This window comes from Kitasatospora sp. NPDC101183, assembly GCF_044767945.1.
Lineage (GTDB): Bacteria > Actinomycetota > Actinomycetes > Streptomycetales > Streptomycetaceae > Kitasatospora.
Genome location: NZ_JBIWOW010000053.1, coordinates 1 through 24,920, shown reverse-complemented (window position 1 = coordinate 24,920; position 24,920 = coordinate 1). Strand labels below are relative to the sequence as shown.

General features: G+C 73.0%; 20 protein-coding genes. 4 read left to right on the top strand and 16 right to left on the bottom strand.

The window, feature by feature from the left end:
- Positions 1–181 precede the first annotated feature (181 nt).
- From ACIRRS_RS37740 to rsmH, 16 genes are all read right to left on the bottom strand, one after another.
- Positions 182–1,564, bottom strand: coding sequence for a DivIVA domain-containing protein (locus ACIRRS_RS37740; protein ID WP_402981397.1), 1,383 nt, complete (start codon positions 1,562–1,564; stop codon positions 182–184).
- A gap of 59 nt (positions 1,565–1,623) precedes the next feature.
- Positions 1,624–1,905, bottom strand: coding sequence for a YggT family protein (locus ACIRRS_RS37735; RefSeq protein ID WP_402981394.1), 282 nt, complete (start codon positions 1,903–1,905; stop codon positions 1,624–1,626).
- Positions 1,906–2,004: 99 nt separating this feature from the next.
- Positions 2,005–2,607: a cell division protein SepF gene (locus tag ACIRRS_RS37730; RefSeq protein WP_031071810.1), complete on the bottom strand. Its 603-nt coding sequence runs from the start codon at positions 2,605–2,607 to the stop codon at positions 2,005–2,007.
- Positions 2,608–2,820: 213 nt separating this feature from the next.
- Entirely contained in the window at positions 2,821–3,627 is an 807-nt protein-coding gene (locus tag ACIRRS_RS37725) for a YggS family pyridoxal phosphate-dependent enzyme (RefSeq protein WP_402981391.1), read from the bottom strand.
- Positions 3,627–4,358 carry a peptidoglycan editing factor PgeF gene (gene pgeF, locus ACIRRS_RS37720; RefSeq protein ID WP_402981388.1) on the bottom strand — a complete coding sequence of 244 codons (732 nt, stop codon included), beginning with the start codon at positions 4,356–4,358 and terminating at the stop codon, positions 3,627–3,629. Before pgeF ends, ACIRRS_RS37725 begins: the two co-directional genes overlap by 1 nt.
- Positions 4,355–5,572, bottom strand: coding sequence for a cell division protein FtsZ (gene ftsZ / locus ACIRRS_RS37715; RefSeq protein ID WP_402981385.1), 1,218 nt, complete (start codon positions 5,570–5,572; stop codon positions 4,355–4,357). The genes pgeF and ftsZ overlap by 4 nt, the downstream gene beginning before the upstream one ends.
- Positions 5,573–5,937: 365 nt before the next feature.
- Complete coding sequence (locus ACIRRS_RS37710; protein ID WP_402981382.1) at positions 5,938–6,714, bottom strand: cell division protein FtsQ/DivIB; 777 nt, start codon at positions 6,712–6,714, stop codon at positions 5,938–5,940.
- Positions 6,707–7,813 (bottom strand): undecaprenyldiphospho-muramoylpentapeptide beta-N-acetylglucosaminyltransferase, encoded by a 1,107-nt coding sequence (gene murG, locus ACIRRS_RS37705; RefSeq protein WP_402981379.1) that lies wholly within the window; start codon positions 7,811–7,813, stop codon positions 6,707–6,709. The genes ACIRRS_RS37710 and murG overlap by 8 nt, the downstream gene beginning before the upstream one ends.
- 6 nt (positions 7,814–7,819) lie before the next feature.
- Complete coding sequence (ftsW, locus tag ACIRRS_RS37700; protein ID WP_402981376.1) at positions 7,820–9,127, bottom strand: putative lipid II flippase FtsW; 1,308 nt, start codon at positions 9,125–9,127, stop codon at positions 7,820–7,822.
- Between the two features lie 107 nt (positions 9,128–9,234).
- The gene (gene murD / locus ACIRRS_RS37695) at positions 9,235–10,677 is read right to left on the bottom strand and encodes a UDP-N-acetylmuramoyl-L-alanine--D-glutamate ligase (protein ID WP_402981373.1); all 1,443 of its coding nucleotides are present in this window, start codon (positions 10,675–10,677) and stop codon (positions 9,235–9,237) included.
- Positions 10,674–11,735 carry a phospho-N-acetylmuramoyl-pentapeptide-transferase gene (gene mraY / locus ACIRRS_RS37690; RefSeq protein WP_402981399.1) on the bottom strand — a complete coding sequence of 354 codons (1,062 nt, stop codon included), beginning with the start codon at positions 11,733–11,735 and terminating at the stop codon, positions 10,674–10,676. Before mraY ends, murD begins: the two co-directional genes overlap by 4 nt.
- Positions 11,735–13,138 carry a UDP-N-acetylmuramoyl-tripeptide--D-alanyl-D-alanine ligase gene (murF, locus tag ACIRRS_RS37685; RefSeq protein ID WP_402981370.1) on the bottom strand — a complete coding sequence of 468 codons (1,404 nt, stop codon included), beginning with the start codon at positions 13,136–13,138 and terminating at the stop codon, positions 11,735–11,737. The genes mraY and murF overlap by 1 nt, the downstream gene beginning before the upstream one ends.
- Entirely contained in the window at positions 13,135–14,787 is a 1,653-nt protein-coding gene (locus tag ACIRRS_RS37680; protein WP_402981367.1) for a UDP-N-acetylmuramoyl-L-alanyl-D-glutamate--2,6-diaminopimelate ligase, read from the bottom strand. Before ACIRRS_RS37680 ends, murF begins: the two co-directional genes overlap by 4 nt.
- Positions 14,788–14,793: 6 nt before the next feature.
- A complete protein-coding gene (locus ACIRRS_RS37675) occupies positions 14,794–17,070 on the bottom strand; it encodes a penicillin-binding transpeptidase domain-containing protein (RefSeq protein ID WP_402981364.1) in 2,277 nt (758 codons plus the stop codon).
- Positions 17,067–17,558, bottom strand: a complete 492-nt coding sequence (locus ACIRRS_RS37670; protein ID WP_402981362.1) for a hypothetical protein — start codon at positions 17,556–17,558, stop codon at positions 17,067–17,069. The genes ACIRRS_RS37675 and ACIRRS_RS37670 overlap by 4 nt, the downstream gene beginning before the upstream one ends.
- Before the next feature lie 159 nt (positions 17,559–17,717).
- Positions 17,718–18,692: a 16S rRNA (cytosine(1402)-N(4))-methyltransferase RsmH gene (gene rsmH / locus ACIRRS_RS37665; protein WP_402981359.1), complete on the bottom strand. Its 975-nt coding sequence runs from the start codon at positions 18,690–18,692 to the stop codon at positions 17,718–17,720.
- 516 nt (positions 18,693–19,208) lie between these two features.
- Here rsmH and ACIRRS_RS37660 point away from each other — a divergent pair.
- From ACIRRS_RS37660 to ACIRRS_RS37645, 4 genes are all read left to right on the top strand, one after another.
- Positions 19,209–19,751 carry a beta-class carbonic anhydrase gene (locus ACIRRS_RS37660; RefSeq protein WP_402981357.1) on the top strand — a complete coding sequence of 181 codons (543 nt, stop codon included), beginning with the start codon at positions 19,209–19,211 and terminating at the stop codon, positions 19,749–19,751.
- 256 nt (positions 19,752–20,007) lie between these two features.
- On the top strand, positions 20,008–21,051 hold the full coding sequence (locus tag ACIRRS_RS37655; RefSeq protein ID WP_402981354.1) for an AAA family ATPase: 1,044 nt from the start codon (positions 20,008–20,010) through the stop codon (positions 21,049–21,051).
- A 1-nt stretch (position 21,052) separates the two neighbouring features.
- Complete coding sequence (locus ACIRRS_RS37650; RefSeq protein WP_402981351.1) at positions 21,053–22,378, top strand: DUF58 domain-containing protein; 1,326 nt, start codon at positions 21,053–21,055, stop codon at positions 22,376–22,378.
- Positions 22,375–24,792 carry a transglutaminaseTgpA domain-containing protein gene (locus ACIRRS_RS37645; RefSeq protein WP_402981348.1) on the top strand — a complete coding sequence of 806 codons (2,418 nt, stop codon included), beginning with the start codon at positions 22,375–22,377 and terminating at the stop codon, positions 24,790–24,792. Before ACIRRS_RS37650 ends, ACIRRS_RS37645 begins: the two co-directional genes overlap by 4 nt.
- The last annotated feature ends 128 nt before the right edge of the window (positions 24,793–24,920 follow it).

Here is a 24,920-nt window from a genome sequence, read left to right as displayed (position 1 = left end):
TCATAAAACCCCCCCCCCCCCCGGGGCCCCCCCCCCCCGGGCCCCCCCCCCGGCCCCCACCCTCCCGAAAGCCCCCACCCCAACGACCACCCCCCGCCACCCCTGAACACAAAAAGAAACGTCCCCCTCCCCGACCCCAAAGGTCGAAAAGGGGAACGCCCCAAGAAGCCCGACTACAACCTCAGTTGTCGCCGTCCTCGTCAATCAGAAAGCCCCGCATCGGCGCCGGCGCCTGCTGCATCGGCTGCGGAGGCTGCGGCCGCACGGCCGCCATCGGCTGCGTCATCCCGGCCGGCTGCATCTGCGGAGCACCACTGCCCGCAGCCTGCCCACCGAACGAGGGCGCCGGCGCGCTGGCGCCAAACGCGTTCTGCCCCCCGAAGGACGGCGAACTCCCCCCGAACGAAGGCTGGTTGCCACCGAACGACGGAGCGGAGCTCATCCCCGCCGGCGCCATCGACGACGCCGCCGGAGGCAGCGACGCGGTGGCGGGAATCCGCGGCGGCGCGAGCGAGTCGTCCGCCTGCGACTCCAGCTGGCGCAGCTGCGTCTCCAGGTACGACTTCAGGCGCGTGCGGTACTCCCGCTCGAACGCCCGCAGGTCCTCGACCTTGCGCTCCAGCGTGGCCCGCGCCGACTCCAGCGAGCCCATCGCGACGCGGTGCTTCTCCTGCGCGTCCCGCTCCAGCGCGTCGGCCTTGGCACGGGCGTCGCGCTCCAGACCCTCGGCCCGGCTCCGCGCCTCGCCGACGATCTTGTTGGCCTCGGACCGCGCCTCGGAGATCGCCTGGTCGGCGGTCTGCTGCGCGAGGGCGAGCACCCGGGCGGCGCTGTCGCCGCCGGGGCCCTGCTGCTGCTGCATCGGGCCGGGGCCGCCGAGCGGGCCGCCCATCTGCTGCGGCGGGCCACCCATGGGGCCGCCCATCGGCTGCATCTGCTGCTGGCCCATGCCCTGGCCCATCGGGTTGCCCATCTGCTGCGGGCCACCGGGACCGCCCATGGGCTGGAGCATCTGACCGCCCATCGGCTGCACCAGCTGCTGCTGGCCGCCCATGGTCTGGCCCATCTGCTGCTGGCCACCCATCGGCTGGCCCATCTGCTGCTGACCGCCGGGGCCCGCGGGGAGCTGCGGCGCGCCGGACGGCAGGCCGAGCGGCTGCTGGCCGCCCATGGTCTGGCCCATCTGCTGCTGGCCGCCCATCGGCTGGCCCATCTGCTGCTGCGGGCCGCCGGGGCCCATCTGCTGCGGACCACCCGGACCCATCTGCTGCGGTCCACCCGGGCCCTGCTGGCCGGGGACCGGCGGGCCGGATATGGCGGCCGGGACGGGGGCGCCGGGACGCGAGTCCTGCGGCGGCTCCTTCCGCATGTTGGCCTGGTTCTGCGCGGCGGCGCGAGTCGCGGCCGCGAGCTTGGCCCGCAGGTCCTCGTTCTCCCGGAGGAGGCGGGTCAGCTCCGCCTCGACCTCGTCGAGGAAGGCATCGACCTCGTCCTCGTCATAGCCTTCACGCAGGCGGACGGTCGTGAACTGCTTGTTCCGAACGTCCTCGGGGGTCAATGGCATCTCTTCACCTCAACGTGATCGTCGGCACACCGGCATCCTGTCGCATCGCTCACCTACGACTAGGGGTGCACAAGCGAGATCAGGACATACACAATGATCATCAGTACGAAGAAGGACAGGTCGAGCGCCACTCCCCCGAAACGCAACGGCGGAATGAACCGCCGAAGAAGCTTGAGCGGAGGATCGGTGACAGTGTAAGTGGCCTCCAGCACCAGGACCATGGCCCTGCCGGGGCGCCACGAACGCGCGAACTGGAAGACCCAGTCCATCACCAGCCGCACGAGAAGGAACACCAGGAAGACGACAAGGGCGTAGTAGAGCACCGCCCACACGATGTTCATCGCGCTTCCCTCTCCCCGGCCTCGGGCCCTAGGGCCGGCCGCTCGTCACCTGTCGTTGACCCACTGTTGATCAGATCCACACGTACAGTCGTGGCCGGGTCAGCTCTGGTTGAAGAACCCACCCTCGGCGATCCGAGCCTTGTCCTCCGCCGTGACATCGACGTTAGCAGGCGACAGCAGGAACACCTTCTGTGTCACGCGCTCGATACTGCCGTGCAGACCGAAGACCAGTCCAGCGGCGAAGTCTACGAGTCGCTTCGCATCGGTGTCGTCCATCTCGGTCAAATTCATGATCACGGGGGTCCCGCCGCGGAACTGTTCCCCGATGGTGCGGGCCTCGTTGTAGGTCCGGGGGTGCAGCGTGGTGATGCGGTAGGGCTCTCGTTCGTTCACGACCTTGGGCATGATCACCGGGGCGCTCTTCTCCAGGTTGTGGCGGCGTTCGGGTGTGATGGACGACACTGGGGCCATCCTCGGGGTCTCCTGCCGGATCGGCACCGCGGCCGGCACCGGCTGCGGGGTGATCGAGGAGACCGGGGCGGGCGCGGCGGCCGGCCGCGGGATGTCCTCGGTCCGCTGTCCGGTGCGGATCGGCTCGGGGTCCGCGTCGTAGTCGTCGTCGGGGTCGTACCCCTGGCCGTCGTACGTCTCGTCCTCCACGAGGCCGAGGTAGACCGCCATCTTGCGCATCGCGCCGGCCATGCTCCTGTCTCCTCCGCTTGTGGTGGACCGCCGGGCCACGACCCTGCTCAGCGGATTCCGCGGTCCCTCCACGACGGCGCATCAGGCGGACGGCCTGTCAGGGTTCGTGGAGTGGGGGCCGCGGAGCTGCGATCCACGGTTCGCCAGCAGCTCCGGGGAGCTGCTAGATTCTGTCCTATTTTGTCCTGCAGTCTGATCTACTACCCGGTGACGTTACCTGAGGGGTGACCTCACTCCGAGTACCGCCGTACCGACGCGTACATGTGTCGCACCGGCGGCAATCGCCTGCTCAAGGTCGCCGCTCATCCCTGCGGAGACCATGGTGGCAGCAGGATGGGTCGCCCGTACGCCGGTTGCGATTTCCACCAGCCGATCGAAGGCGCGGGCCGGGTCCCCGGCCAGCGGACCGGCGAGCGGAGCGACGGTCATCACACCGTCCAGCCGCAGCCCGGGCGTGTCGGCGATCGCGTCCGCGAGTTCGGCGACGTCCTCCGGCGCGACCCCGGCCCGGTGCCCGCCCTCCCCGTGCTCCTTGTCCAGCGCCACCTGCACCAGGCAACCCAGCTCCGGGCGTTCGGACTTGAGCACGGCCGCCGAGAGCGACCCGACCAGCCTCAGCCGGTCCACCGAGTGCACGCGGTTCGCGTACCGGACGACGGAGCGGACCTTGTTCGTCTGCAGCTGCCCGACGAAGTGCCAGTCCAGAGGAAGGTTTCTGCACTGCTCCGCCTTGGGGGCGGCGTCCTGGTCGCGGTTCTCCGCGACGTCCCTCACGCCCAGCCCGGCCAGCAGCGCGCTGTCCTCGGCCGGGTAGGTCTTGGTGACGACGATCAGGGTCACGTCCTCACGCGGGCGCCCCGCGGCCGCACAGGCGTCCGCGATCCGGCGCTCCACCACGTCGAGGTTGGTGCCCAGCTCCTCGGAGCGGGCCCGCTGCCCCTCCGTCAACGCCTCCAGCCACCCTTTGTCGGGAAAGCTGCCGGGGCCACCCGGGAACGGTCCGTAGATGTCGTTCGTCATCACTTGTCAGAACCCAGCCAGACGTAGCTCGCGAGCCGGCCCGTGCGCCGCTCGCGCCGGTAGGAGTAGTGGTCGGTCGATTCCAGCGTGCAGACCGGTGAGCGCACCAGCGAGGTGACGCCCGCCTCGGACAGCTGCGCCGCGACGCCCTCCGCCACGTCCAGGGCCGGGGTCCCCCAGGAGGTCTCGGCGAAGGCCGCCGGCACCACGACCGCGACCTCGGCGCGCAGTTCGGCCGGCACCTCGTAGCAGCGGCCGCAGACCGCGGGGCCGGTGGCGGCGGTGATCCGCGCCGGCTCGGCCCCGAGTTCGACCATCGCCCGTACGGTCGCGGGCACCACCCCCGCCGCCAGCCCAGGCCGGCCCGCGTGGGCCGCGCCCACCACGCCCGCCACCGGGTCGGCCAGCAGCACCGGGGTGCAGTCGGCGGTCAGCACCGCCAGCGCGAGCGGCCGGTCGGTGACCACGCCGTCCACGGTCGGCGCCTGCCCCTGCGGCTGGCGCCGCGTCACCACGGACACCTCGGCCCCGTGCACCTGGTTCATCCAGACCACGTCGGCCGGTTCGATCCCCAACTCCCGGGCGGCCAGCACCCGGTTCTCCCGGACGGCCTCCGGGTCGTCCCCCACGGCGCCGCCGAGGTTCATCTCCCCGTACGGCGAAGTGCTCACCCCGCCCCACCGGTCGGTGAAGGCGAAGTGAGCACCCGCGTGGATCGCGTGATCGATCACTTAAGGAAGTCCGGCACGTCGAGCTCCTCGGCCGGGCTCTCGACGAACGGCTGCCGCGCCGGCTGCACCTGCGGCGGCACCGGGGCCGCAGCGGTGGCGACCGGGATCTCCGAGGAGCGGGTCGACGAACCCTCCTCCGAGCGGGAGGTGACCGAGCCGATGCCGCCGTACGACGGGCGGGAGGCCGGGCGGTCCGGGGCGGCCGGCGGCGTGGACGGCGCGGACGGGGTGGACTTGACCACCGGGTCGCGGACGATCGCCGGCGGCTGCCCGCCGTCGAAGCCGGCCGCGATGACGGTGACGCGGACCTCGTCGCCCAGCGCGTCGTCGATGACGGCGCCGAAGATGATGTTCGCCTCGGGGTGCGCGGCCTCGCTGACCAGCTGGGCCGACTCGTTGATCTCGAACAGGCCGAGGTCGGAGCCGCCCGAGATGGACAGCAGCACGCCGCGGGCGCCGTCGATCGAGGCCTCCAGCAGCGGGGAGGAGATCGCCATCACGGCGGCGGCCTTGGCGCGGTCCTCGCCGCGGGCCGAGCCGATGCCCATGAGCGCCGAACCGGCCTCCGACATGACGGACTTGACGTCGGCGAAGTCGAGGTTGATCAGACCCGGGGTGGTGATCAGGTCGGTGATGCCCTGGACACCGGACAACAGGACCTGGTCGGCCGAGCGGAACGCGTCGAGCACGCTGACCTGGCGGTCCGAGATGGACAGCAGCCGGTCGTTGGGGATGACGATGAGGGTGTCGACCTCTTCGCGCAGGGAGGCGATGCCGTCCTCTGCCTGGTTGGCGCGGCGGCGGCCCTCGAAGGTGAACGGGCGGGTGACCACGCCGATCGTCAGGGCGCCGAGCGAGCGCGCGATGTTGGCGACGACGGGCGCGCCGCCCGTGCCCGTGCCACCGCCCTCGCCGGCGGTCACGAAGACCATGTCGGCCCCCTTGAGGACCTCCTCGATCTCCTCGCGGTGGTCCTCGGCGGCCTTGCGGCCGACCTCGGGGTTGGCGCCGGCGCCGAGGCCCCGGGTGAGTTCACGGCCCACATCGAGCTTGACGTCGGCGTCGCTCATCAGGAGGGCCTGCGCATCGGTGTTGATCGCGATGAACTCGACGCCCTTGAGACCGACCTCGATCATCCGGTTGATGGCGTTGACACCACCGCCGCCGATTCCGACGACCTTGATGACTGCGAGGTAGTTCTGCGGTGCTGCCACGTCGAAGGCCTCTCGCCTCGAATTTCCGGGTCGGTTCGACCCAGTGGAAGGGGACGTACCGACGGATGTCGATGGGTAGGGAGCCTGGTTTCTGACTGAATGTCCGAAATGCCGACCGCCGACCCCAACCCTAAACTTGACCTTTAGGGTTAGTGCTGTGCCACCGTCACATCACCAGGGGACACAGTCTGGTGACACAGGACACTAGGTGGCTCCGGGCACGCGTTTCAACGAACACGCCGAGCTTCCCTTTTTCTTTTGAGCCTATGTGATCATCGGCCGGCTTACGAAACCGGGGTGACCACCAAGGGTCGGGCCGACACTTCGAGGCGTCAACCCCTCCCTCAGCCACAGAACCTACCGGATCATCCCGACACCGCCGGCGCCTCCGGCGCACTCACGTCGTAGTTCGTGCCCTTCTGATTCATCAGTGCGACCAGCACTCGAGCCTTGCGGTCGATCTGGTCAGGGCTCCCCCAGCGCACCGTCGCACCGCCGCTGAGCTGCAGCTCGATGTCGTCGTACGAGTGCACGAGCACCGAACCGGCCCGCTTGGCGAGGTCCGGCGGCAGCCCGGCGGCAACCGCCACGGCGCCGCGCACCAACTGCGGACGGGAGATCACCGACTCGACGTCCAGGGCCGGCTGACTCAGCCGCAGCTCCACCACCGGCACTCCTGCCGGTGGGGCCGCGTCGGTGGCGAAGCTCACGCCGGATGCATCCACCTGGGTGAACTTGCCGTCCTCCCCCTTGACGGCGGCCGCCGCCGTGCGCTGCACGACCTTCACCCGCAGGGTGTGCGGCCAGCCCCGCCACACCTCGGCCTTGGCCACCCGGGGGATCGCCTCCACCCGGCGCCGCGCCTCGTCCAGGTCGACCCGGGCCAGCGGGCCGTCGGCCAGCCTCCCGATCGACTCCCGGACCTGGTCCGGGGTCAGGTTCTCGTCCGGGGCGCCCTGGACGGCGACGCTGCGCACGTCCAGGACGGAGGAGAAGAACACCAGCCAGGCCAGCACGCCGAGCAGCGCGGCGCCGAACGCGCTCAGCACCACGATGCCCCTCCGGGAGAGCCGGAGGCGAGGAGCGTTCTCCTCGTCCTCCAGCTCGTCCTCCAGGGGGTCGGCGAGCCGACCGTCAGCCACGGCGGCGGCCGCCGCGGTGGGCCTGGATCGCCTCGTAGACCATGCCGACCAGCAGGTCGTCCGCGTCCCGGCGGCCGAACTCGGCGGCGGCCCGGCTCATGTCCCAGAGCCGCTGCGGGTCGGTGAGCACCGGTAGCACGTTCTGGAGCACCCAGTCCGTGGTCAGCTCGGCGTCGTCCACCAGCAGGCCGCCGCCGGCCTTGACCATCGGCTGGGCGTTCAGCCGCTGCTCGCCGTTGCCGATCGGCAGCGGCACGAACGCGGCGGGCAGGCCGACGGCGGCCAGCTCGGCCACCGTCATGGCGCCGGCCCGGCAGAGCATCAGGTCGGCCGCGGCGTAGGCGAGGTCCATCCGGTCGATGTACGGAACCGGACGGTACGGCGGCATCCCGGGGACGTCCGCGACCTGCGGCAACTCGTTCTTCGGCCCGACGGCGTGCAGGATCTGCACGCCGTACTGCTGGAGCCGGGGCGCGATCGCCGTGATCGTCTCGTTCAGCCGCCGGGCGCCCTGGGAGCCGCCCGAGACGAGCAGGGTGGGCAGCCGCTGGTCGAGGCCGAAGTACTGACGGGCCTCCGGCCGCACGGCGCCCCGGTCCAGGGTGGCGATGGTCCGGCGCAGCGGGATGCCGATGTACCGGGAGTCGCGCAGCTTGCTGTCCGGGGTGGAGACGGCGACGAAGTCGCTGTAACGGGCGCCGATCTTGTTGGCCAGACCCGGGCGGGCGTTGGCCTCGTGCACCACGATCGGCACGCCGGCGCGCTTGGCCGCCAGGTAGGCGGGCATCGCGACGTAGCCGCCGAAGCCGACCACGCAGTCGGCGTTGACCCGCTCGATGATCTCCTGGGCCGCCCGGACGGTGCCGCGCAGCCGGCCGGGGACGGTGATCAGCTCGGGGGTGGGCTTGCGGGGCAGCGGGACGGCCGGGATCAGCTCCAGCTGGTAGCCGCGCTCGGGCACCAGCCGGGTCTCCAGACCCTTCTCGGTGCCGAGGGCGGTGATCCCGACGGACGGGTCGTGCCTGCGGAGTGCGTCCGCGAGGGCCATGGCCGGCTCGATGTGACCGGCGGTCCCCCCGCCGGCGAGTACGACATGCACCGAAATTCACCGCTCCCTGCGTGCCGGCACCGGGGCCGGGCGCGCTGTGGTTCGTCGTCGTGGCAGCACCCGGGCCAGTCGCTTCCTGACCCGGGAGTTCTTGCTCCGGGCGGCCAGGGCCGCCTTCGCGCCCGAGGAGCTGCGTGCCAGGCACAGCAGCACCCCGATCACGGACATGGCCGACAGCATGGCGGAACCGCCGTAGGAGAACAGCGGGAGCGGGACGCCCGCGATGGGCAGCAGTCCCAGCGCCGACCCCAGGTTGATCATGGCCTGCGCCATGATCCAGGTGGTGGCGGCTCCCGCGGCGTACCTGACGAAGGGGTCCTTCGTACCGATGGCCACACGGATACCCGCGTAGCCTAGTGCCGCGAAGAGACCGATCACCGACAGCGTCCCCACGAGACCGAGTTCCTCGCCGGTCGCGGCGAAGATGAAGTCGGTGTGGGCCTCGGGCAGCTGCCCCCACTTCTCCACGCCGGCGCCCAGGCCGGTGCCGAAGCCGCCGCCGAGCGCGAACGAATAGACGCCGTGCAGCGCCTGGAAGCAGGCGCCGTCGGGGTCGAGCTTGGTGACGCCGATGCAGCCCAGCCGCTCCGCCCGGTGCGGGACGGTGACGACCAGGGCGGTGCAGACCACGACCGCCACCCCGAGGGTGGCGACGAACAGCCGCAGGGGCGCGCCGACCATCCACAGCAGCGCGAAGACCATGGCGACGAGGATCATCGAGGTGCCCATGTCGCCGCCGATCATGATCAGCGCGAGCAGCAGCAGGGCGCCGGGCACCAGCGGCACCAGCAGGTGCTTCCAGGAGTTGAGGGTGCCGGCCTTCTGCTTGCGGGCGAGCAGGTCGGCGCCCCAGAGGACCAGCGCGAGCTTGGCGAACTCCGAGGGCTGGAACTGGAAGAACCCGAAGTCCAGCCAGTTCTGGTTGCCGTTGATCCGCACCCCGATGCCGGGGACGGCGACCAGCGCGAGCGCGCCGATCACCCCGAACATCACCGGGTAGACGATCACCCGCAGCACCGCCACCGGGACGGAGGCGAAGCCGACCAGCAGGATGAGGCCGAGGATGGCCGCGATCAGCTGCTTGAGGAAGTAGTACTGCGCGGTGTGGTGCTGGTTCAGGGCGAGGATCTGCGAGGCCGAGAAGACCATCATCAGGCCGAGCACGACCAGCAGCAGGACGGTGCCGACGATCAGCAGGTACGGCGTCAGCGGCCGGTCCAGCCAGTACCCGACGCGGGCCCGGAAGGCCCGCAGCCGGGCCAGCGGACCGGCCGACTTGTACTTGGTCGTGGTGGCGGAGATCACGCGCCACGGCTCGGCGGAGTCCTGCTCGGTCGCTCCGGAACCCGCCCTGCCCTGCCCCGCCACCGTTCCCCGCTCACTCTCTTGTACGACGCCCCCTGCGGGGTCGGCTACTCGCCTTCCAACTCCCGGACCGCCGCCGCGAACAGGTCGCCGCGCTCCCCGTAGTTGGTGAACATGTCCATCGAGGCGCAGGCCGGCGCCAGCAGCACCGTGTCACCCGATCGGGCGAGCGTTGCCGCCGTTCGAACGATTTCCGCCATCGCCACCGCGCCAGTCTGGCCCTCGGCCGCCTCGATCACCGGCACATCCGGAGCGTGTCGCTCCAGGGCCTCCCGGATCAGCGCGCGGTCCTGGCCGATCAGCACCACGCCGCGCAGCCGCTCGGCCGCGCCCTGGACGAGGTCGTCGAAGGTCGCGCCCTTGGCGAGCCCGCCGGCGATCCAGACGATCGGCCGGTAGGCGGCCAGCGAGGCGGCCGCGGCGTGGGTGTTGGTGGCCTTGGAGTCGTCGATGTACGTGACCTCGCGGACGGTCCCGACCTCGGCGATCCGGTGGGCGTCCGGGCGGAAGGCCCGCAGGCCCTCGCGGACGGCCTTCGGGTCGACCCCGTACGACCGCGCCAGCGCCGCCGCGGCGAGCGCGTTGGCGATGTTGTGCGGCGCCGGCGGGTTGACGTCCTCGACGGCCCCGAGCTCGGCGGCGTTCTGGGCCCGGTCCTCGACGAAGGCCCGGTCGACCAGCAGGCCGTCCACCACGCCGAAGTTCGACGGGCTGGGCGCGCCGAGGCCGAAGCCGATGGCCCGGCAGCCCTCCTCGACGTCGGCCTCCATGACCAGCGCCTCGGTGGCCGGGTCGGCCAGGTTGTACACGCAGGCGACGACGTTGCCCTCGTAGATCCGGCCCTTGTCGGCGGCGTACGCCTCCATCGAGCCGTGCCAGTCGAGGTGGTCGGGCGCCAGGTTGAGCACCGCGGCCGAGTACGGGCGCAGCGAGGGCGCCCAGTGCAGCTGGTAGCTGGAGAGCTCGACGGCGAGGACGTCGTACGGCTCCTCGGCGAGCACCGCGTCCAGCACCGAGACCCCGACGTTGCCGACGGCGGCGGTGCGCTTGCCGGCGGCGGTGAGGATCGAGGCGAGCATCTGGACGGTGGTGGTCTTGCCGTTGGTGCCGGTGACGGCCAGCCAGGGGGCGGGCTCGCCGGTGGCGGCCAGCGGCCTGCGCAGGCGCCAGGCCAGCTCGACGTCGCCCCAGACCTCGACGCCGACCGCCGCGGCGGCGGCGAACAGCGGGCTGTCCGGCGCCCAGCCGGGCGAGGTGACGACCAGCCGGGTGCCCTCGGGCAGGCTCGCGCCGTCGCCCAGGCGCACCGCGACGCCGATCGCCTCCAGCTCGGCGGCGCGGGCCGTCAGGCCCGGGCCGCTGCCGCCGTCCACGACGGTGACCGCCGCGCCGAGCCCGCGCAGGACGCGGGCGGCGCTGATGCCGGAGACGCCGAGCCCGGCGACGACGACGGGCAGGTCGGTGAACTCGGTCACGTCGGTGTTCGTCATCCCGCCCGGTATCCCGCGTAGAAGAGGCCGAGGCCGACGGCCACGCAGAGGCCCTGGATGATCCAGAAGCGGACCACGACCAGGACTTCGCTCCAGCCCTTGAGTTCGAAGTGGTGCTGCAGCGGCGCCATCTTGAAGACGCGCTTGCCGGTCATCCGGAAGGAGCCGACCTGGATGATCACCGACAGGGTGATGATCATGAAGAGGCCGCCGAGGATGATCAGCAGCAGCTCGGTGCGCGAGCAGATCGCGAGGCCGGCCAGGGCGCCGCCGAGGGCGAGCGAGCCGGTGTCGCCCATGAAGATCTTGGCGGGCGAGGTGTTCCACCACAGGAAGCCGAAGCAGGAGCCCATGAGGGCGGCGGCGACCACGGCGAGGTCCAGCGGGTCGCGGACGTCGTAGCAGGCGCCGGTGGCGGAGATGAAGTAGGCGCAGCTCTGCGAGTACTCCCAGAGCCCGATGAAGGTGTAGGCGCCGAAGGCCATCACCGAGGCGCCGGTGGCGAGGCCGTCCAGACCGTCCGTCAGGTTCACGCCGTTGGAGGTCGCGGCGATCATGAAGTAGGCGAAGATGACGAACAGCACCGGGCCGATCGACCACTTGAAGTCGCGCACGAAGGACAGCGACTGGGAGGCCGGGCTGAGGCCGCGGTCGTCGTGGAACTGCAGCGCCAGGACGGCGAACACCAGGCCGACGATCGACTGGCCGGCCAGCTTCGCCTTGGCCCGCAGGCCCAGGGAGCGGCGCTTGACGACCTTGATGTAGTCGTCCAGGAAGCCGACCAGGCCGAGGCCCGTGGTCAGGAAGAGCACCAGCAGGCCGGAGGCGGTCGGGCTGTCGCCCGTTATCGCCTTCGTGCCGAAGTACGCGATCAGGGTCGCCAGGATGAAGGCGATGCCGCCCATGGTGGGCGTGCCCTTCTTGCTGTGGTGCGCCTTGGGGCCGTCGTCGCGGATGTACTGGCCGTAGCCCTGACGGGCCAGCAGCTTGATCAGGGCGGGCGTGCCGATCAGCGAGAGGATCAGACCGATCATCCCGGAGATCAGGATCTGCTTCATCATCGGGCAGCACCGTCCGTCAGGAGGGCCTCGGCCACCTTCTCCAGCCCCACCGAACGGGACGCCTTCACCAGGACCACATCCCCTGGCCGCAGCTGACTGCGCAGCAGTTCGACCGCCGCGTCCGCGTCGGACACCAGCACCGACTCCTCACCCCACGAACCTTCGTTCCTCGCGCCGAGTTCCATGCAGGCCGCCTCGCGTCCGCCGACCGCCACCAGCTTGGTGACGTCCAGCCGGACGGCGAGCCGTCCGATGGCGTCGTGCTCGGCCAGGCTCTCCTCGCCGAGCTCCCGCATCTCGCCGAGCACCGCCCAGGTGCGGCGGCGCTCCGGGCCCCGGCCCCCCATCGAGACCAGCGCCCGCAGCGCGGCCCGCATCGAGTCGGGGTTCGCGTTGTAGGCGTCGTTGACGACGGTGACACCATCGGCCCGGTCGACGACCTCCATGCGCCAGCGGGACAGCGCACCCGCCTCGCCGAGGGCGGCGGCGGTGTCGTCGACGGTCATCCCGAGCTCCATCGCCACCGCGGCGGCGGCGAGGGCGTTCGAGACGTGGTGCTCACCGTACAGGCGCAGCTGCACGGGCGCGGAACCGGCCGGGGTGGTGAGCGTGAACGATGGACGTCCGGTGGCGTCCAGGCGAACACCTGTCGCCCGTACCTGGGCTTCCGGGGACTCGCCGAAGTAGACGACCTTCGCCCTGGTCCGGGAGGCCATGGCGCGCACCAGCCGGTCGTCGGCGTTGAGGATCGCGGTGCCGTCGGCGGGCAGCGCCTCGACGATCTCGCCCTTGGCCTCGGCGATCGCCTCCTGCGAGCCGAACTCGCCGACGTGCGCGGTGCCGACGTTGAGCACCAGTGCGACGTTCGGCGGGGTGATCGAGGTGAGGTACTCGATGTCGCCCTTGTGCCGGGCGCCCATCTCCATCACCAGGTGCCGGGTGCCGGCCTCGACCCGCAGCGCGGTCATCGGGTGGCCGATCTCGTTGTTGAGCGAGCCGGGCGGGTAGACGGTCTCGCCGAGGCGCTGGAGCAGCTGGGCGATGAGGTCCTTGGTGCTGGTCTTGCCGGCCGAGCCGGTCAGCGCGACGACGGCGGTGCCCTCGGCGCGGGCGACCACGGTGCGGGCCAGCTTGCCGAGCGCGTCCACCACACTGTCGACCAGGACGGCGGGGACGCCGACCGGGCGGGAGGCCAGCACGGCGACGGCGCCGGCCTCCACCGCCGTGGCGGCGTAGTCGTGGCCGTCGACGTTCTCGCCGACGAAGGCCGCGAACAGGCCGCCGGGGCTCACCTTGCGCGAGTCGACCTCGACCGGGCCGGTGACCGGGGTGTCCGGGTCGGCACCGACGAGGGTGCCTCCGACCGCGGCGGCCACCTCGGCGAGGGTCAGTGCGATCACTGCTGCTCTACTCCTCGGTCGCCCCGGGCGGCCGTGGCCCGCACGATCGCGTCGTGCAGCACCTCCCGGTCGTCGAAGGGGCGGATCTCGTCTCGTACGTACTGGCCCAGCTCGTGGCCCTTGCCGGCCACCAGCACGGTGTCGCCCGCCTGGGCGCGGGCGATCGCCAGAGCGATCGCCTCCGCCCGGTCGGGCACGACCAGGACGGCTCCGCGCTCGGCCTCGGGGACGGCGGCGGCGCCGGTCAGCATGCTGGCGAGGATCGCCAGCGGGTCCTCGCTGCGCGGGTTGTCGCTGGTCAGCAGGGCCGTGTCGGCCAGCCGGGCGGCGATGTCGCCCATCGGGCCGCGCTTGTGCGGGTCGCGGTCGCCGCCGCAGCCCACGACGACGTGCAGGCGGCCCTTGGTGACCTCGCGCAGCGAGGTGAGGACGGCCCGCAGGGCGTCCGGCTTGTGCGCGTAGTCGACCACGGCGACGTACGGCTGGCCCGCGTCCACCCGCTCCAGGCGGCCGGGGACTCCGGCCACCCCCGCCACCCCGGCCACCGACCGGTCCAGCGGCAGGCCGGCGGTGACCAGCACGGTGATCGCGGCGAGCGCGTTGGCGACGTTGAACGGGCCGGGCAGCGGCACGGAGGCGTCGGCCTCGGCGCCGTCCGGGCCGACCACCCGGAAGGTGGAGCCGGCCGGGCCGAGCTGCACGTCCACGGCCCGCCAGTCGGCCCCGGCGTCCCCGGTGGCGGAGAAGGTGGTCACCGGGATCTCGGCCTCGGCGGCGAGCCTGCGGCCGTAGGCGTCGTCCAGGTTGACCACGCCCAGGCGGGACTTGCCGGGCTGGAAGAGCCGGGCCTTCGCCTGGAAGTAGTCCTCCATGTCCGGGTGGAAGTCGAGGTGCTCGGGCGTCAGGTTGTTGAACAGCGCGACGTCGTACGCCACGCCGTCGGTGCGGCCGAAGACCAGGGCGTGGCTGGAGACCTCCATGGTCACCGCGTCGGCGCCGCGCTCGGCCATCACGCCGAGGATCGCGTGCAGGTCGGTGGCCTCGGGGGTGGTGCGCTCGCTCTTGATCCGCTCCTCGCCGACCCGCATCTCGACGGTGCCGATGACGCCCGGGCTGCGCCCGGCGCCGCGCAGGCCGCCCTCGACGAGGTAGGAGGTGGTGGTCTTGCCGTTGGTGCCGGTCAGCCCGATCATCAGCAGCCGCTCGGACGGGTGGCCGTAGACGATCGCGGCCAGCTCGCCCATCCGGGCCCGCGGCCGGTCGACGACCAGCAGCGGCAGGCCCGTCCCGGCCGCCAGCTCGGCCCCGGCCGGGTCGGTCAGCACCGCCACCGCGCCGGCCCCGGCGGCCTTGGCGGCGAAGGCCGCGCCGTGGTGGTTGGCGCCCGGGAAGGCCACGTACACGTCACCCGGGCGCACCGCGCGGGAGTCGTGGGTGACGCCGGTGACGGCGCCGCCCTCGACGGGCGGCAGGCCCATCCGGTCGGCCAGCTCGGCGAGCGGCAGAGCGGTGGTCCCGGTCGGGCGGGGCGGACTCACGGTGGTTTGATCGGGTTTCGGCACGGCGGGAAGGCTATCCGCCGAAGGGTGTCCAGGGCCAAACCGGGCCTTCGCCGCGCCGACGCCCCGGCCGCTGTGCTGCTCGTTCATACTCGCTCACGGCTTCCACTCGACGGCCAGGTTGGGCGCCTGGGAGCTGCTCGGCGGGACCTGCATGGTCTTCAGGGTGAACTCCATCACCTGCTTGAACACCGGCCCGCACAGCTGGCCGCCGAAGTGCCCGTTGACCGGGCCCTGGAGGGTGCAGGAGACGGTGTAGCGGGGGGCGTCGGCGGGGGCGAAGCCGATGAAGGAGGCGGTGTAGCCGTCGTAGCCCTTGCCGTCGGCGGCGCCGCGGTTGGCGGTGCCGGTCTTGCCGGCGACGCGGTAGCCGGGGATGGCGGCCTTGCCGCCGGTGCCCTGCTCGTCGTCGACGACGGACTCCAGCATCGAGGTGAGGGTCTTGGCGGTCTGCTCGCTGACCACCCTGGTCTGCTCCCCCGCCGGCGTGGGCGTGTACGCGCCGTCCGGCCCGGTGACGCCCTGAACGATGCTGGGCGCGACCCGCACCCCGCCGTTGGCGATGGTCGAGTAGACGGAGGTCGCCTGGAGCGCGTTGAGCTGCAGCGGGCCCTGGCCGAAGGCGATGTTGTACTTCTCCGAGGCCACCAGGTCCTCCGGCTTCTTGAGCATCCCGGGCGTCTCGCCGGGGAAGTTCAGACCGGTCGGCCGGGCGACGCCGAACTTGCGCATGTAGGCGTCCAGCGCCTGGTTGGCCTTGGCCTGGTCGCCGTCGCCGAGCGTCTCCACGGCCTCGATGGTGCCGATGTTGGAGGACTTGGCGAGCACCCCGGCCAGGGTCAGGTACCAGTCGCCGTGGTCGACGTCGTCCTTGAACTGCTGCCCGGCGCGCACCAGCCGGTTGGGCACGGTGACGCGGGTGTCCCAGTTGGCCTTGCCGGAGTCCAGCACGGCGGCCAGGCTCATCAGCTTGGCGGTGCTGCCCGGCTCGTACGCGTCCTGGAGCGCGGCGTTGCCCAGCTGGGACTGCTTCGCGGTGGACAGGTCGCCCGGGTTGAAGCCGGGCGCGGTGGCCATCGCGATGACCTGGCCGGTCTTCACGTCCTGGACGACGACGTAGCCCTTCTCCGCGCCGGAGTTGACCACCTGGTCGGTGATCGCCCGCTGGGCGGCCCACTGGATGTCCCGGTTGATCGTCAGCTTGATGTCGCTGCCCGGCACGGCCGGGTCCATCGAGCCGCCGGCGGTGGGCACCAGCCGGCCGCCCGCCTGGGCGTAGCTGCTGCGGCCGTCCTTGCCGGCGAGCATCTTCTGGTACTGCAGCTCCAGGCCGCCGGCGCCCTCGCCCTCGCCGTTGACGAAGCCGACGAGGTTGGCGGCCAGCCCGTCCGCCGGGTAGATCCGCTTCTGCGTCTCCCGGTTGAACACCCCGGCCAGCGGGTTGGCGCACTGGTCGTCGACCCGGGTGCGCCCGCCCTGTTCGGCGGGCTTGCCCATCAGCTTCTTCTGGGCCTGGCAGGCCCGGGTTCCGGCCTGCTTCTCCAGGCCCGCCTTGAGGTCGCTGATCTGGTTCTTGGCGGCCGGGGTCTGCTGGGCCGCGAGCCGCTTGTAGCGGGTCTTGGGGGTGTGCAGGTCGGCGGCGATCTTCTCCTTGGGGACGCCGATGATCGGCGACAGGAGGGCCGCGGCCTGCTCCGGCGCGTCCGGGACTCCGGTCGCCTCCGGGGTGAACATGGCCGGGTCGGCGGTGATGTCGTACGCGTCGACGGTGGCGGCCAGCGCGACGCCGTCCGAGGACGTTATCGAGCCGCGCTCGGCGGTGATCGGGATGTTGAGGTAGCGGTTGGTGTTGGCGTCGGCGGCCAGCGCGTCGGAGTCCAGCAGCTGGAGCTGGACCAGGCGGCCGGCGAACACGGAGAACACCAGCGACATCACCACGGTGATCACCCGCAGGCGGCGCTTGGGCTCGGCCAGGCGCAGCGGCTTGGGCCGCTGGGGCAGCCGGGGCCTGGGGCGCGGACGGGCGGCGGGCGGGCGCCCCTCGGGGCGGCGCTGCTGCGGGGCGCGCGGGGTGCGGGAGGCGGCGGCCGCCCGGCCCGGCTGGGGCTTGGCGGACGGGCCGCGGCCGGGCTGCGCCGAGCGGGCCGGCTGCGCCTTGCCCGAACCGGCGGCGGGCTTGGCGCCCTGCCCCCTGGTGGGCTGGCCCTTGGCCGACTGGCCGCGGGCGCTCTGCCCGCCGCTCTGCCCGCCACTCTGTCCGCGCGACGGCTGGACCCGCCCGGTGCCGGGTCGGGGCGCGGAGCCGCGCGGCGGCTGGCGGCGTCCGCCGCCCGAACCGCCGGAGCCCGAGGAGGGCTGACGAGGCGTCGTCATCGGGCCGCACCCCCGCTCTTCTGCGGCTGCGCGGGCGCGACGGGGTTGAGCTGGGTCACCGGGTCACCACTGCTCGCCGCCGGGCTCGGCGCCCCCGAGGGGGCGGCCGGCGGCGCGGCGGGCGCGGTCGGGCTCGGCTGGGCGGCCGGGACACCCGGGGTGCCCTTGGCCGGCCACGGCTCGGCGCCCGAGCGCTTCACGGGCGGGCTGTCCTGCGCCGGGCCGGGCGTGCCGACGACCTTGCCGCCGTTCGGCACGTCCAGGAACGCCATCCCGCCGGCCGGGACCATGCCCAGCTCGGCGGCCCGCTTGGCGAGCGCGTCCGGCGCCGAGGACTGGTCGATCTCGTGCTGGAGGCCCTGCTGCTCGTCCGTCGCCTTGGTGGTCTGCTTCTGCAGCCTGGACAGCTCGAAGGAGCCCTCGTTGAGCGCGGTGTTCAGCGCCAACAGCCCGAACAGCCCGCCCGCGAGCAGCGCCACCACGAGCACGGCGAACGGCGTGCGCCCCCGTACCGGGCGCCGCCCCGGCCGGACCGTGATGCGCGCCCTCGCCTGCCCGGCGAGCGTTCCCCGCCCCGTCCGGACCCCACCGGCCACCGGCCCCACTGCTCTCCTCCGCCCTTCGGCCCCGCCGGGGCCCCTTTCCGGTCAGCCCCGCTTGCTACGGTCCCTGATCCTCTCCGCCACCCGCAGCCGTACGGGCGCGGCGCGCCGGTTCTCCTCGATCTCCTCCTCGGTGGCCAGCTCGGCACCGCGGGTGATCAGTTTGAGCCAGGGCTGGTGCTCCTCCGGGATGAACGGCAGTCCCGGGGGCGCGGTGCTGGTGGCCCCGGCGGCGAAGCACTGCTTCACCAGGCGGTCCTCCAGCGACTGGTAGGACATCACGGCGATCCGCCCGCCCAGCGCCAGGGCGTCCAGCGCGCCCGGGATCGCCCGCTCCAGGACCTCCAGCTCGCCGTTGACCTCGATCCGCAGGGCCTGGAACGTCCGCTTGGCCGGGTTCCCGCCCGTACGGCGGGTGGCGGCCGGAATCGCGTTGCGGACCAAATCGACCAGACGCGCGCTGGTGGTGAACGGTTCCTTCTCCCGCTCGCGCAGGATCACCGAGGCGATCTTCCCGGCGAACCGCTCCTCGCCGTACACCTTCAGGATCCGCGCCAGGTCCCCGTGGCTGTAGGTGTTGAGCACCTCCGCCGCGCTGATCCCCCGGGTCTGGTCCATCCGCATGTCCAGCGGGGCGTCCTGGGCGTACGCGAAGCCGCGCTCGGCCTCGTCCAGCTGCATGGAGGAGACGCCGAGGTCGAACAGGATCCCGTCCACCCGGTCGATGTCGAGGCGCTCCAGCACCTCGGGGATCTCGTCGTAGACGGCGTGCACCAGGGTCGCCCGGTCGCCGAACGGGGCCAGCCGCTCGCCCGAGAGCTCGAGCGCCTGCGGGTCGCGGTCCACCGCGACGAGCCGCACCTCGGGGAACTGGGTCAGCAGCGCCTCGCTGTGCCCGCCGAGTCCGAGGGTCGCGTCCACCACCACGGCGCCCGGGCGCGAGATCGCCGGAGCCAGCGCGTCCATGCACCGCTGCAGCATCACCGGAACGTGCTTGGGGCCGGAGTCGTTGCTGGTCATGCGCGGTGGCGCCCTTCCTCGGTGGAGCAGCCCGACGTCCGGGAGCTTCGGACCATTCTCGCCCACCCCGCCCCGGCACCACGACGCGGCCCGTGGTCCCCACCCGCTCGAGGGGAAGGACGTGCCGCCCGGCACCGGGGAAGGTGCGCCAGGTGAGCACGGAGCGGGGGGAGGCCACGGGCCGCGTCGGCGAAGGCCCGGACCGCCCGGGAAGGCCCGGTTGACGGGACCCCGGCGGCTGTGCTCCACCGCGTTGCGAACTCTACCGCGCGGGCCCCGGCAGTCAATGGTCCGCTCCGGCGCACCACCCGGGCGGCGGTACGGATCGTCGCAGGTCGCAGCGGCCGGGGCGGCTCCGTACGAGTCCTGGCGACGGCCTCCGGGCGGGGCCGCGCGCCCCCGCCGGACGAACTGCCGGACGGAGCGCCGCGTTGTGGCTATGCGCTCGATCACAGCCCCGGGTTCTGTAGCTGTTCACCCCACCACGCTCCACCGAATCGCACTAACGTCGCCGTCATGACAGTGACCCCCGACCGGCCCGTGCCGCACGCCGCTGCCACCTCCGACGGACCCGTGATCATCGACCGCTTCGTCAGCGCCAACCGGGAATACGCGGTGACCTTCAGGGACGGCGGCATGGACGCCCGGCCCGTCCAGAAGATCGCCGTGGTGGCCTGCATGGACGCCCGCCTCGACCTCTTCGCCGCGCTCGGCCTCGAACTCGGCGACGCCCACGTCATCCGCAACGCGGGCGGGGTCGTCACCGACGACACCATCCGCTCCCTGACCATCAGCCAGCGCGCCCTGGGCACCCGCTCCGTCGCGCTGATCCACCACACCGGCTGCGGCCTGCTCGGTCTCACCGAGGACTTCCGCCGCGAACTGGAACTGGAGGTCGGCCAGCGCCCGCAGTGGGCGGTGGAGGCCTTCGTCGACCTGGACGGCGACGTGCGCCAGTCCATGCAGCGGGTGCGCACCTCCCCCTTCCTGCCGTACACGGACGACGTGCGGGGCTTTGTCTTCGACGTCCACACCGGCCTCCTGCGCGAGATCCGCTGACCCCTCCCCGCCCCTCCCCCGCGTGGGGCGATCCCGGGCATCCCGGGCGGCCACGGCCGGAGGGTGACTTTCGGCCGCCGCCCGGGGGAGAATGCACCGGCCGGTCGGACCCCGAACCACCTGGGGCGGCCCGGCCGCAGGCCGCCACCGGCGCCGGTCCCGCACGCGGAACCGCTCCCGGGAGCGGCCGCGTCCAGCAGGGGTGGGGTCCGGCCTCGGGATGAGGCGGGCACAGGGTGCCAGGGAGCGTAAACGGGTGACGAGCACATACGATCAGGCGGGTCTCGGCGGTCCTGCGGGGGGCCAGGGGACGGACGGGTACCACCGGGTCGGCCTGCCCGAGCTCGCCGCGGTCGTCGACCGCGTCCGCGCCAATGTCGAGAGCGTCATCGAGGGCAAGCCGGAGGCCGTCCGCATCGCGCTGACGGTCATGCTCGCGGAGGGCCACCTCCTGCTGGAGGACGTGCCCGGCGTCGGCAAGACCATGCTGGCCAAGGCGCTGGCCCGGTCCGTCGACTGCACCGTGCGCCGCATCCAGTTCACGCCGGACCTCCTGCCCTCGGACGTGACCGGCACCAACATCTACGACCAGCAACAGCGCGACTTCGAGTTCCGCCCGGGCGCGATCTTCGCCCAGATCGTCGTCGGCGACGAGATCAACCGGGCCTCGCCCAAGACCCAGTCCGCACTGCTGGAGTCCATGGCCGAGCGCCAGGTCACCATCGACGGCACCACCTACGAACTGCCCTCGCCGTTCATGGTCGTGGCCACCCAGAACCCGGTCGAGATGGAGGGCACCTACCCCCTCCCCGAGGCCCAGCGCGACCGCTTCATGGCCCGGATCTCCATCGGCTACCCCAGCCCCGAGGCCGAGTTCGCGATGCTGGACGTGCACGGCGGCGCCAACCCGCTGGACGACCTGCAGCCCGTCGCGCACGCCGCCGACATCCTCAAGCTGATCGACCTGGTGCGCGCCGTCCACATCGCCGACCCGGTCCGCCGCTACGCCGTCGACCTCGTCGGCGCCACCCGCAACAGCCACGAGCTGCGCCTGGGCGCCTCGCCGCGCGCCACCCTGCACCTCGTCCGGGCCGCCCGCGCCGCCGCCGCGCTGGACGGGCGCGACTACGTCATCCCGGACGACATCCAGCGCCTGGCCGTGCCCGTCCTCGCGCACCGGCTGATGCCGACCGCCGAGACGCAGCTCAACCGGCGCACCACCGAGCAGATCGTGTCCGAGATCGTCGCCAGGCTGCCCCTGCCGCGCCCGCAGGGCGGCCCGGCCGTCCGGAGGGGCTGAGGTGACCCCTCCCCCCTCCGACCGGACGTCGGGCGTCAGGGCCGCCCTGCGCGGCCTGACCACCCGGGGCCGCTCCTTCCTCGCCGCCGGGATCACCGCCGTGGTCTGCGCGTACGTGCTGGGCCAGGACGGGCTGCTGCGGGTCGGCTTCCTGCTGGCCGCGCTGCCGCTCGTCGCCGTGATGATCGTCGCCAACACCCGCTACCGGGTGGCCAGCGGGCGCCGGCTCAACCCCCGCCGGGCGGTCGCGGGCCAGGAGGCGCGCGTCCACCTGCGGGTCGACAACGTCTCCCGCGTCCCCACCGGGGTGCTGCTGCTGGAGGACCAGGTGCCGTACGTGCTCGGGCCGCGCCCGCGCTTCGTGCTGGACCGGGTCGAGCCGCACGGCTACCGCGAGGTGTCCTACCGCGTCCGCTCCGACCTGCGCGGGCGCTACCCGCTCGGGCCGCTGCAGCTGCGCCTGTCCGACCCGTTCGGCATGTGCGAGGTCGGCCGCGCCTTCACCGCCTCCGACACCCTCACCGTGGTCCCCCAGGTCCAGGCCCTGCCGGCCGTGCGCCTCAGCGGCGACTGGGCCGGCCAGGGCGAGAGCAGCAGCCACTCCCTGGCGCTGGCGGGCGACGACGACGTCATCCTGCGCGAGTACCGGCCGGGCGACGACCTGCGCCGGGTGCACTGGAAGTCCACCGCCCGCTACGGCGAACTGATGGTCCGCCGCGAGGAGCAGCCGCAGAAGGCCCGGGCCACCGTCCTGCTGGACACCCGGGAGATCGGCCACCGGGGCAGCGGCCCCGCCTCCTCCTTCGAGTGGGCCGTCAGCTGCGCCGCCTCCGTCTGCGCGCACCTGCTGGAGCGCGGCTACCAGACCCACCTGCTCACCGACACCGGCGAGTGGGTGCCCGGCCCCGGCAGCGGCAACCACGGCGCCGCCGAGACCACCGGACTGATCCTGGACGCCCTCGCCGTGGCCGACCTCTCCGACGGCGGCGGGCTCTCCCGCGCCGAGGAGCCGCTGCGCGTCGGCGGCGAAGGCCTGCTGATCGCGATCCTCGGCGAGCTGGACGAGACCCAGGCCACCCGCCTCGGCCGACTGCGCAGCCGCACCGGCGGTGCCGTCGCCTTCCTGCTGGACACCGGCACCTGGACGGGCCTTCGGCTGCTCGCCCCGCAGACCGGCGGCGACGAATTCCACGCCAGGGAACGGCAGTTGCGCGAAGCCGGCTGGGCCGTCCTGCCGGTGCGCGCCGGAGACTCCCTGCCGGACCTCTGGCAGAACGTCGACGGCGCCAGGACCACCGCCCACCACCGGGAAGGAGCCGGCGCGTGACGACCCGGGCCAAACTGACCGTCTACTCGGCGCTGGCCACCGCCCTCGCCTCCCTCTGCCTGCTGCCGCTGCTGACCGAGCACAGCTGGCTCACCCTCGCCTTCGTGGTGATCGCCGTGATCGCCGCGCTCGGCGCCGGCCTGCGCCGCTCCCCGCTGTACCGCTGGAGCGTCCCGGTCGCCCAGCTGCTCGCCCTGCTGCTGATGATGCTGATCGGCTTCGCGAGCTCCGGCGGCATCGGGCCGTCCATGATGCACACCCTGACCCGGACCTTCGCGAACGGCGTCAGCGACATCCAGGCGTACGCCATCCCCGCGCCCGCCACCCCCGGCCTGCGGCTGATCGTGCTCTCCGCCGTCGGCCTGATCGCCGTCGTCGTGGACACCATCGCGGTGACGTACCGCCGCGCGGCCCTGGCCGGGCTGCCGCTGCTGGCGCTCTACTCCGTCGGCAACGGCTTCGCCGGGGACGGCGGCAACTGGATCTGGTTCGCGCTCGCCGCGACCGGGTACCTGCTGCTGCTGTTCGCCGAGGGCCAGGACCGCGCCACCCGCTGGGGCCGCATCTTCCGCGGCGCGGCCGGCACCGTCAGCACCGGCACGGTGCGGCCCGCCGGCCAGATGGTCGGCGTGCTGGCCCTCGCCTCGGCCGTGGTGCTGTCCGTCCTCGTCCCGCACGGCGGCTCCGGGCTGCTGGGCGACGACCTGCGCGACTCGGCCGGCGGCTCGGGCAGCGGCATCGGCGGCTCGGCCAGCACCCTCGACCCGATGGTCAGCCTGGAGTCCGCGATCGTCAAACCCACCGACGACGAGCTGCTCACCTACACGCTGGACAGCGCCCAGGCCGACCAGACCTACCTGCGCACCGGCTCGCTCGACCAGTTCGACGGCACCCGGTGGAGGCTCAGCAGCACCTCCTTCTCCGAGCTGCCGACCAACCTGCCCAACCCCGAGGGCCTGCGCGACGCCGCCGTCCCCCGGCTGGAGCTGGACGTCAAGGTCAGCAACCGGCTGGAGAGGAGCTGGCTGCCGATGCCGTACCCGGCGGCCTCCGTCACCGTCTCCAACCGCGGCGAGTGGAAGTACGACCCGACGACCCGCACGGTGCTCCCCACCACCGACAAGGCGATCCGAGGGCTGAGCTACCACGTCAGCTCGCTGGACCTGCGCCCCACCGCCAACGAGCTGCGCTCCGCGGCCCTCGCCCCGCAGGACGTCCGCGACCGCTACACCGCCGTGCCCTCCGAGCTGCCCCCCGTGGTCGCCGAGCAGGCCAAGGCGATCACGGCCGGCGCGCAGAACGACTACGACCGGGCGACGGCGCTGGTGAACTACTTCACCGGCCGGGACTTCACGTACGACACGGCCGTCACCCCGGGCACCGGCGGCGACGCCATCGCCACCTTCCTGCGCGACCGCCGGGGCTTCTGCGTGCACTTCGCCTCCGCCATGGCGGCGATGGCCCGCACGCTGAACATCCCGGCCCGGGTCGCCGTCGGCTTCACCCCCGGCGACACCAAGGGCGGCAACGTCTACACCGTCACCGGCCGGATGTACCACGCCTGGCCCGAGCTGTACTTCTCCGGCTACGGCTGGATGCGCTTCGAGCCGACCCCGAGCCGGGGCGTACCGGCCAAGTACACCGACACGGCCCCCGTCCCGACCGCCGCGCCGACCCAGAAGCCGGCCACCGCCGCGCCGACCACCTCGGCCACCCCGGCTCCGTCCAAGAGCAGCGGCTGCACCGGCAAGCAGCAGCAGGCCGGCGACTGCGGCCCGCAGAGCAAGACGACGAAGCAGGCCGCCGACGGCTCCTGGACGCCGTCCTGGTCGCTGCTGGCCACCATCGGCGCGGTGGTGCTGGTGGTCCTGCTGCTGCTCGCGCCGATGTTCTGGCGCACCTCGCTGCGCCGGCGCCGCCTCGGTGGCGGCGGCGGGCGGCGCGCGCCGGGCGGGGGCGGCCCCGCGGAGCTGACCGACGCGCAGGTGCTGGCCGTCTGGGCGGAGTTGATCGACTCCGCCTGGGACCTCGGCGTCGAGCCCGACGAGTCGCGCACCCCGCGCTCGACCGCCCGCCGCATCAGCGACGGCTCCGGGCTGGACGAGGAGGCCTCGGCGGCCACCGGCCGACTGGCGCTGGCCACCGAGCGGGTGCTGTACGCGCCGTCCGGCCGGGCGACCGCCGCCCCCCTGGCGGCCGACGTGCGGACCGTACGGCAGGGCATGCTCGCCAAGGCCGACCGGCGCCGCCGCCTGCGGGCGCTGCTGCTGCCGCCGTCCTCGGCGCGGCTGTGGTGGCGGTTCTCCGAGGCCCTCGGGGTGGCCCGGGCGGCGGTCGGCGAGCGGGCCGGCCGGGCGGCGACGGCCGTCACGACCCCCCTGCGGCGGGTGTTCACCCGCAGGCCGAAGGGCTGAGAACACGGAAACGCCGGGGCGGGGCGGGGGGGGGGCCCCCCCCCCCGGGGGGGGTGCCCCGCCGCGGGGGGCCGCCGAACCCCCCGGGCTGGGCGGGCCCGGGGCGCGGGCCGCGCGGCGCGGCGCGG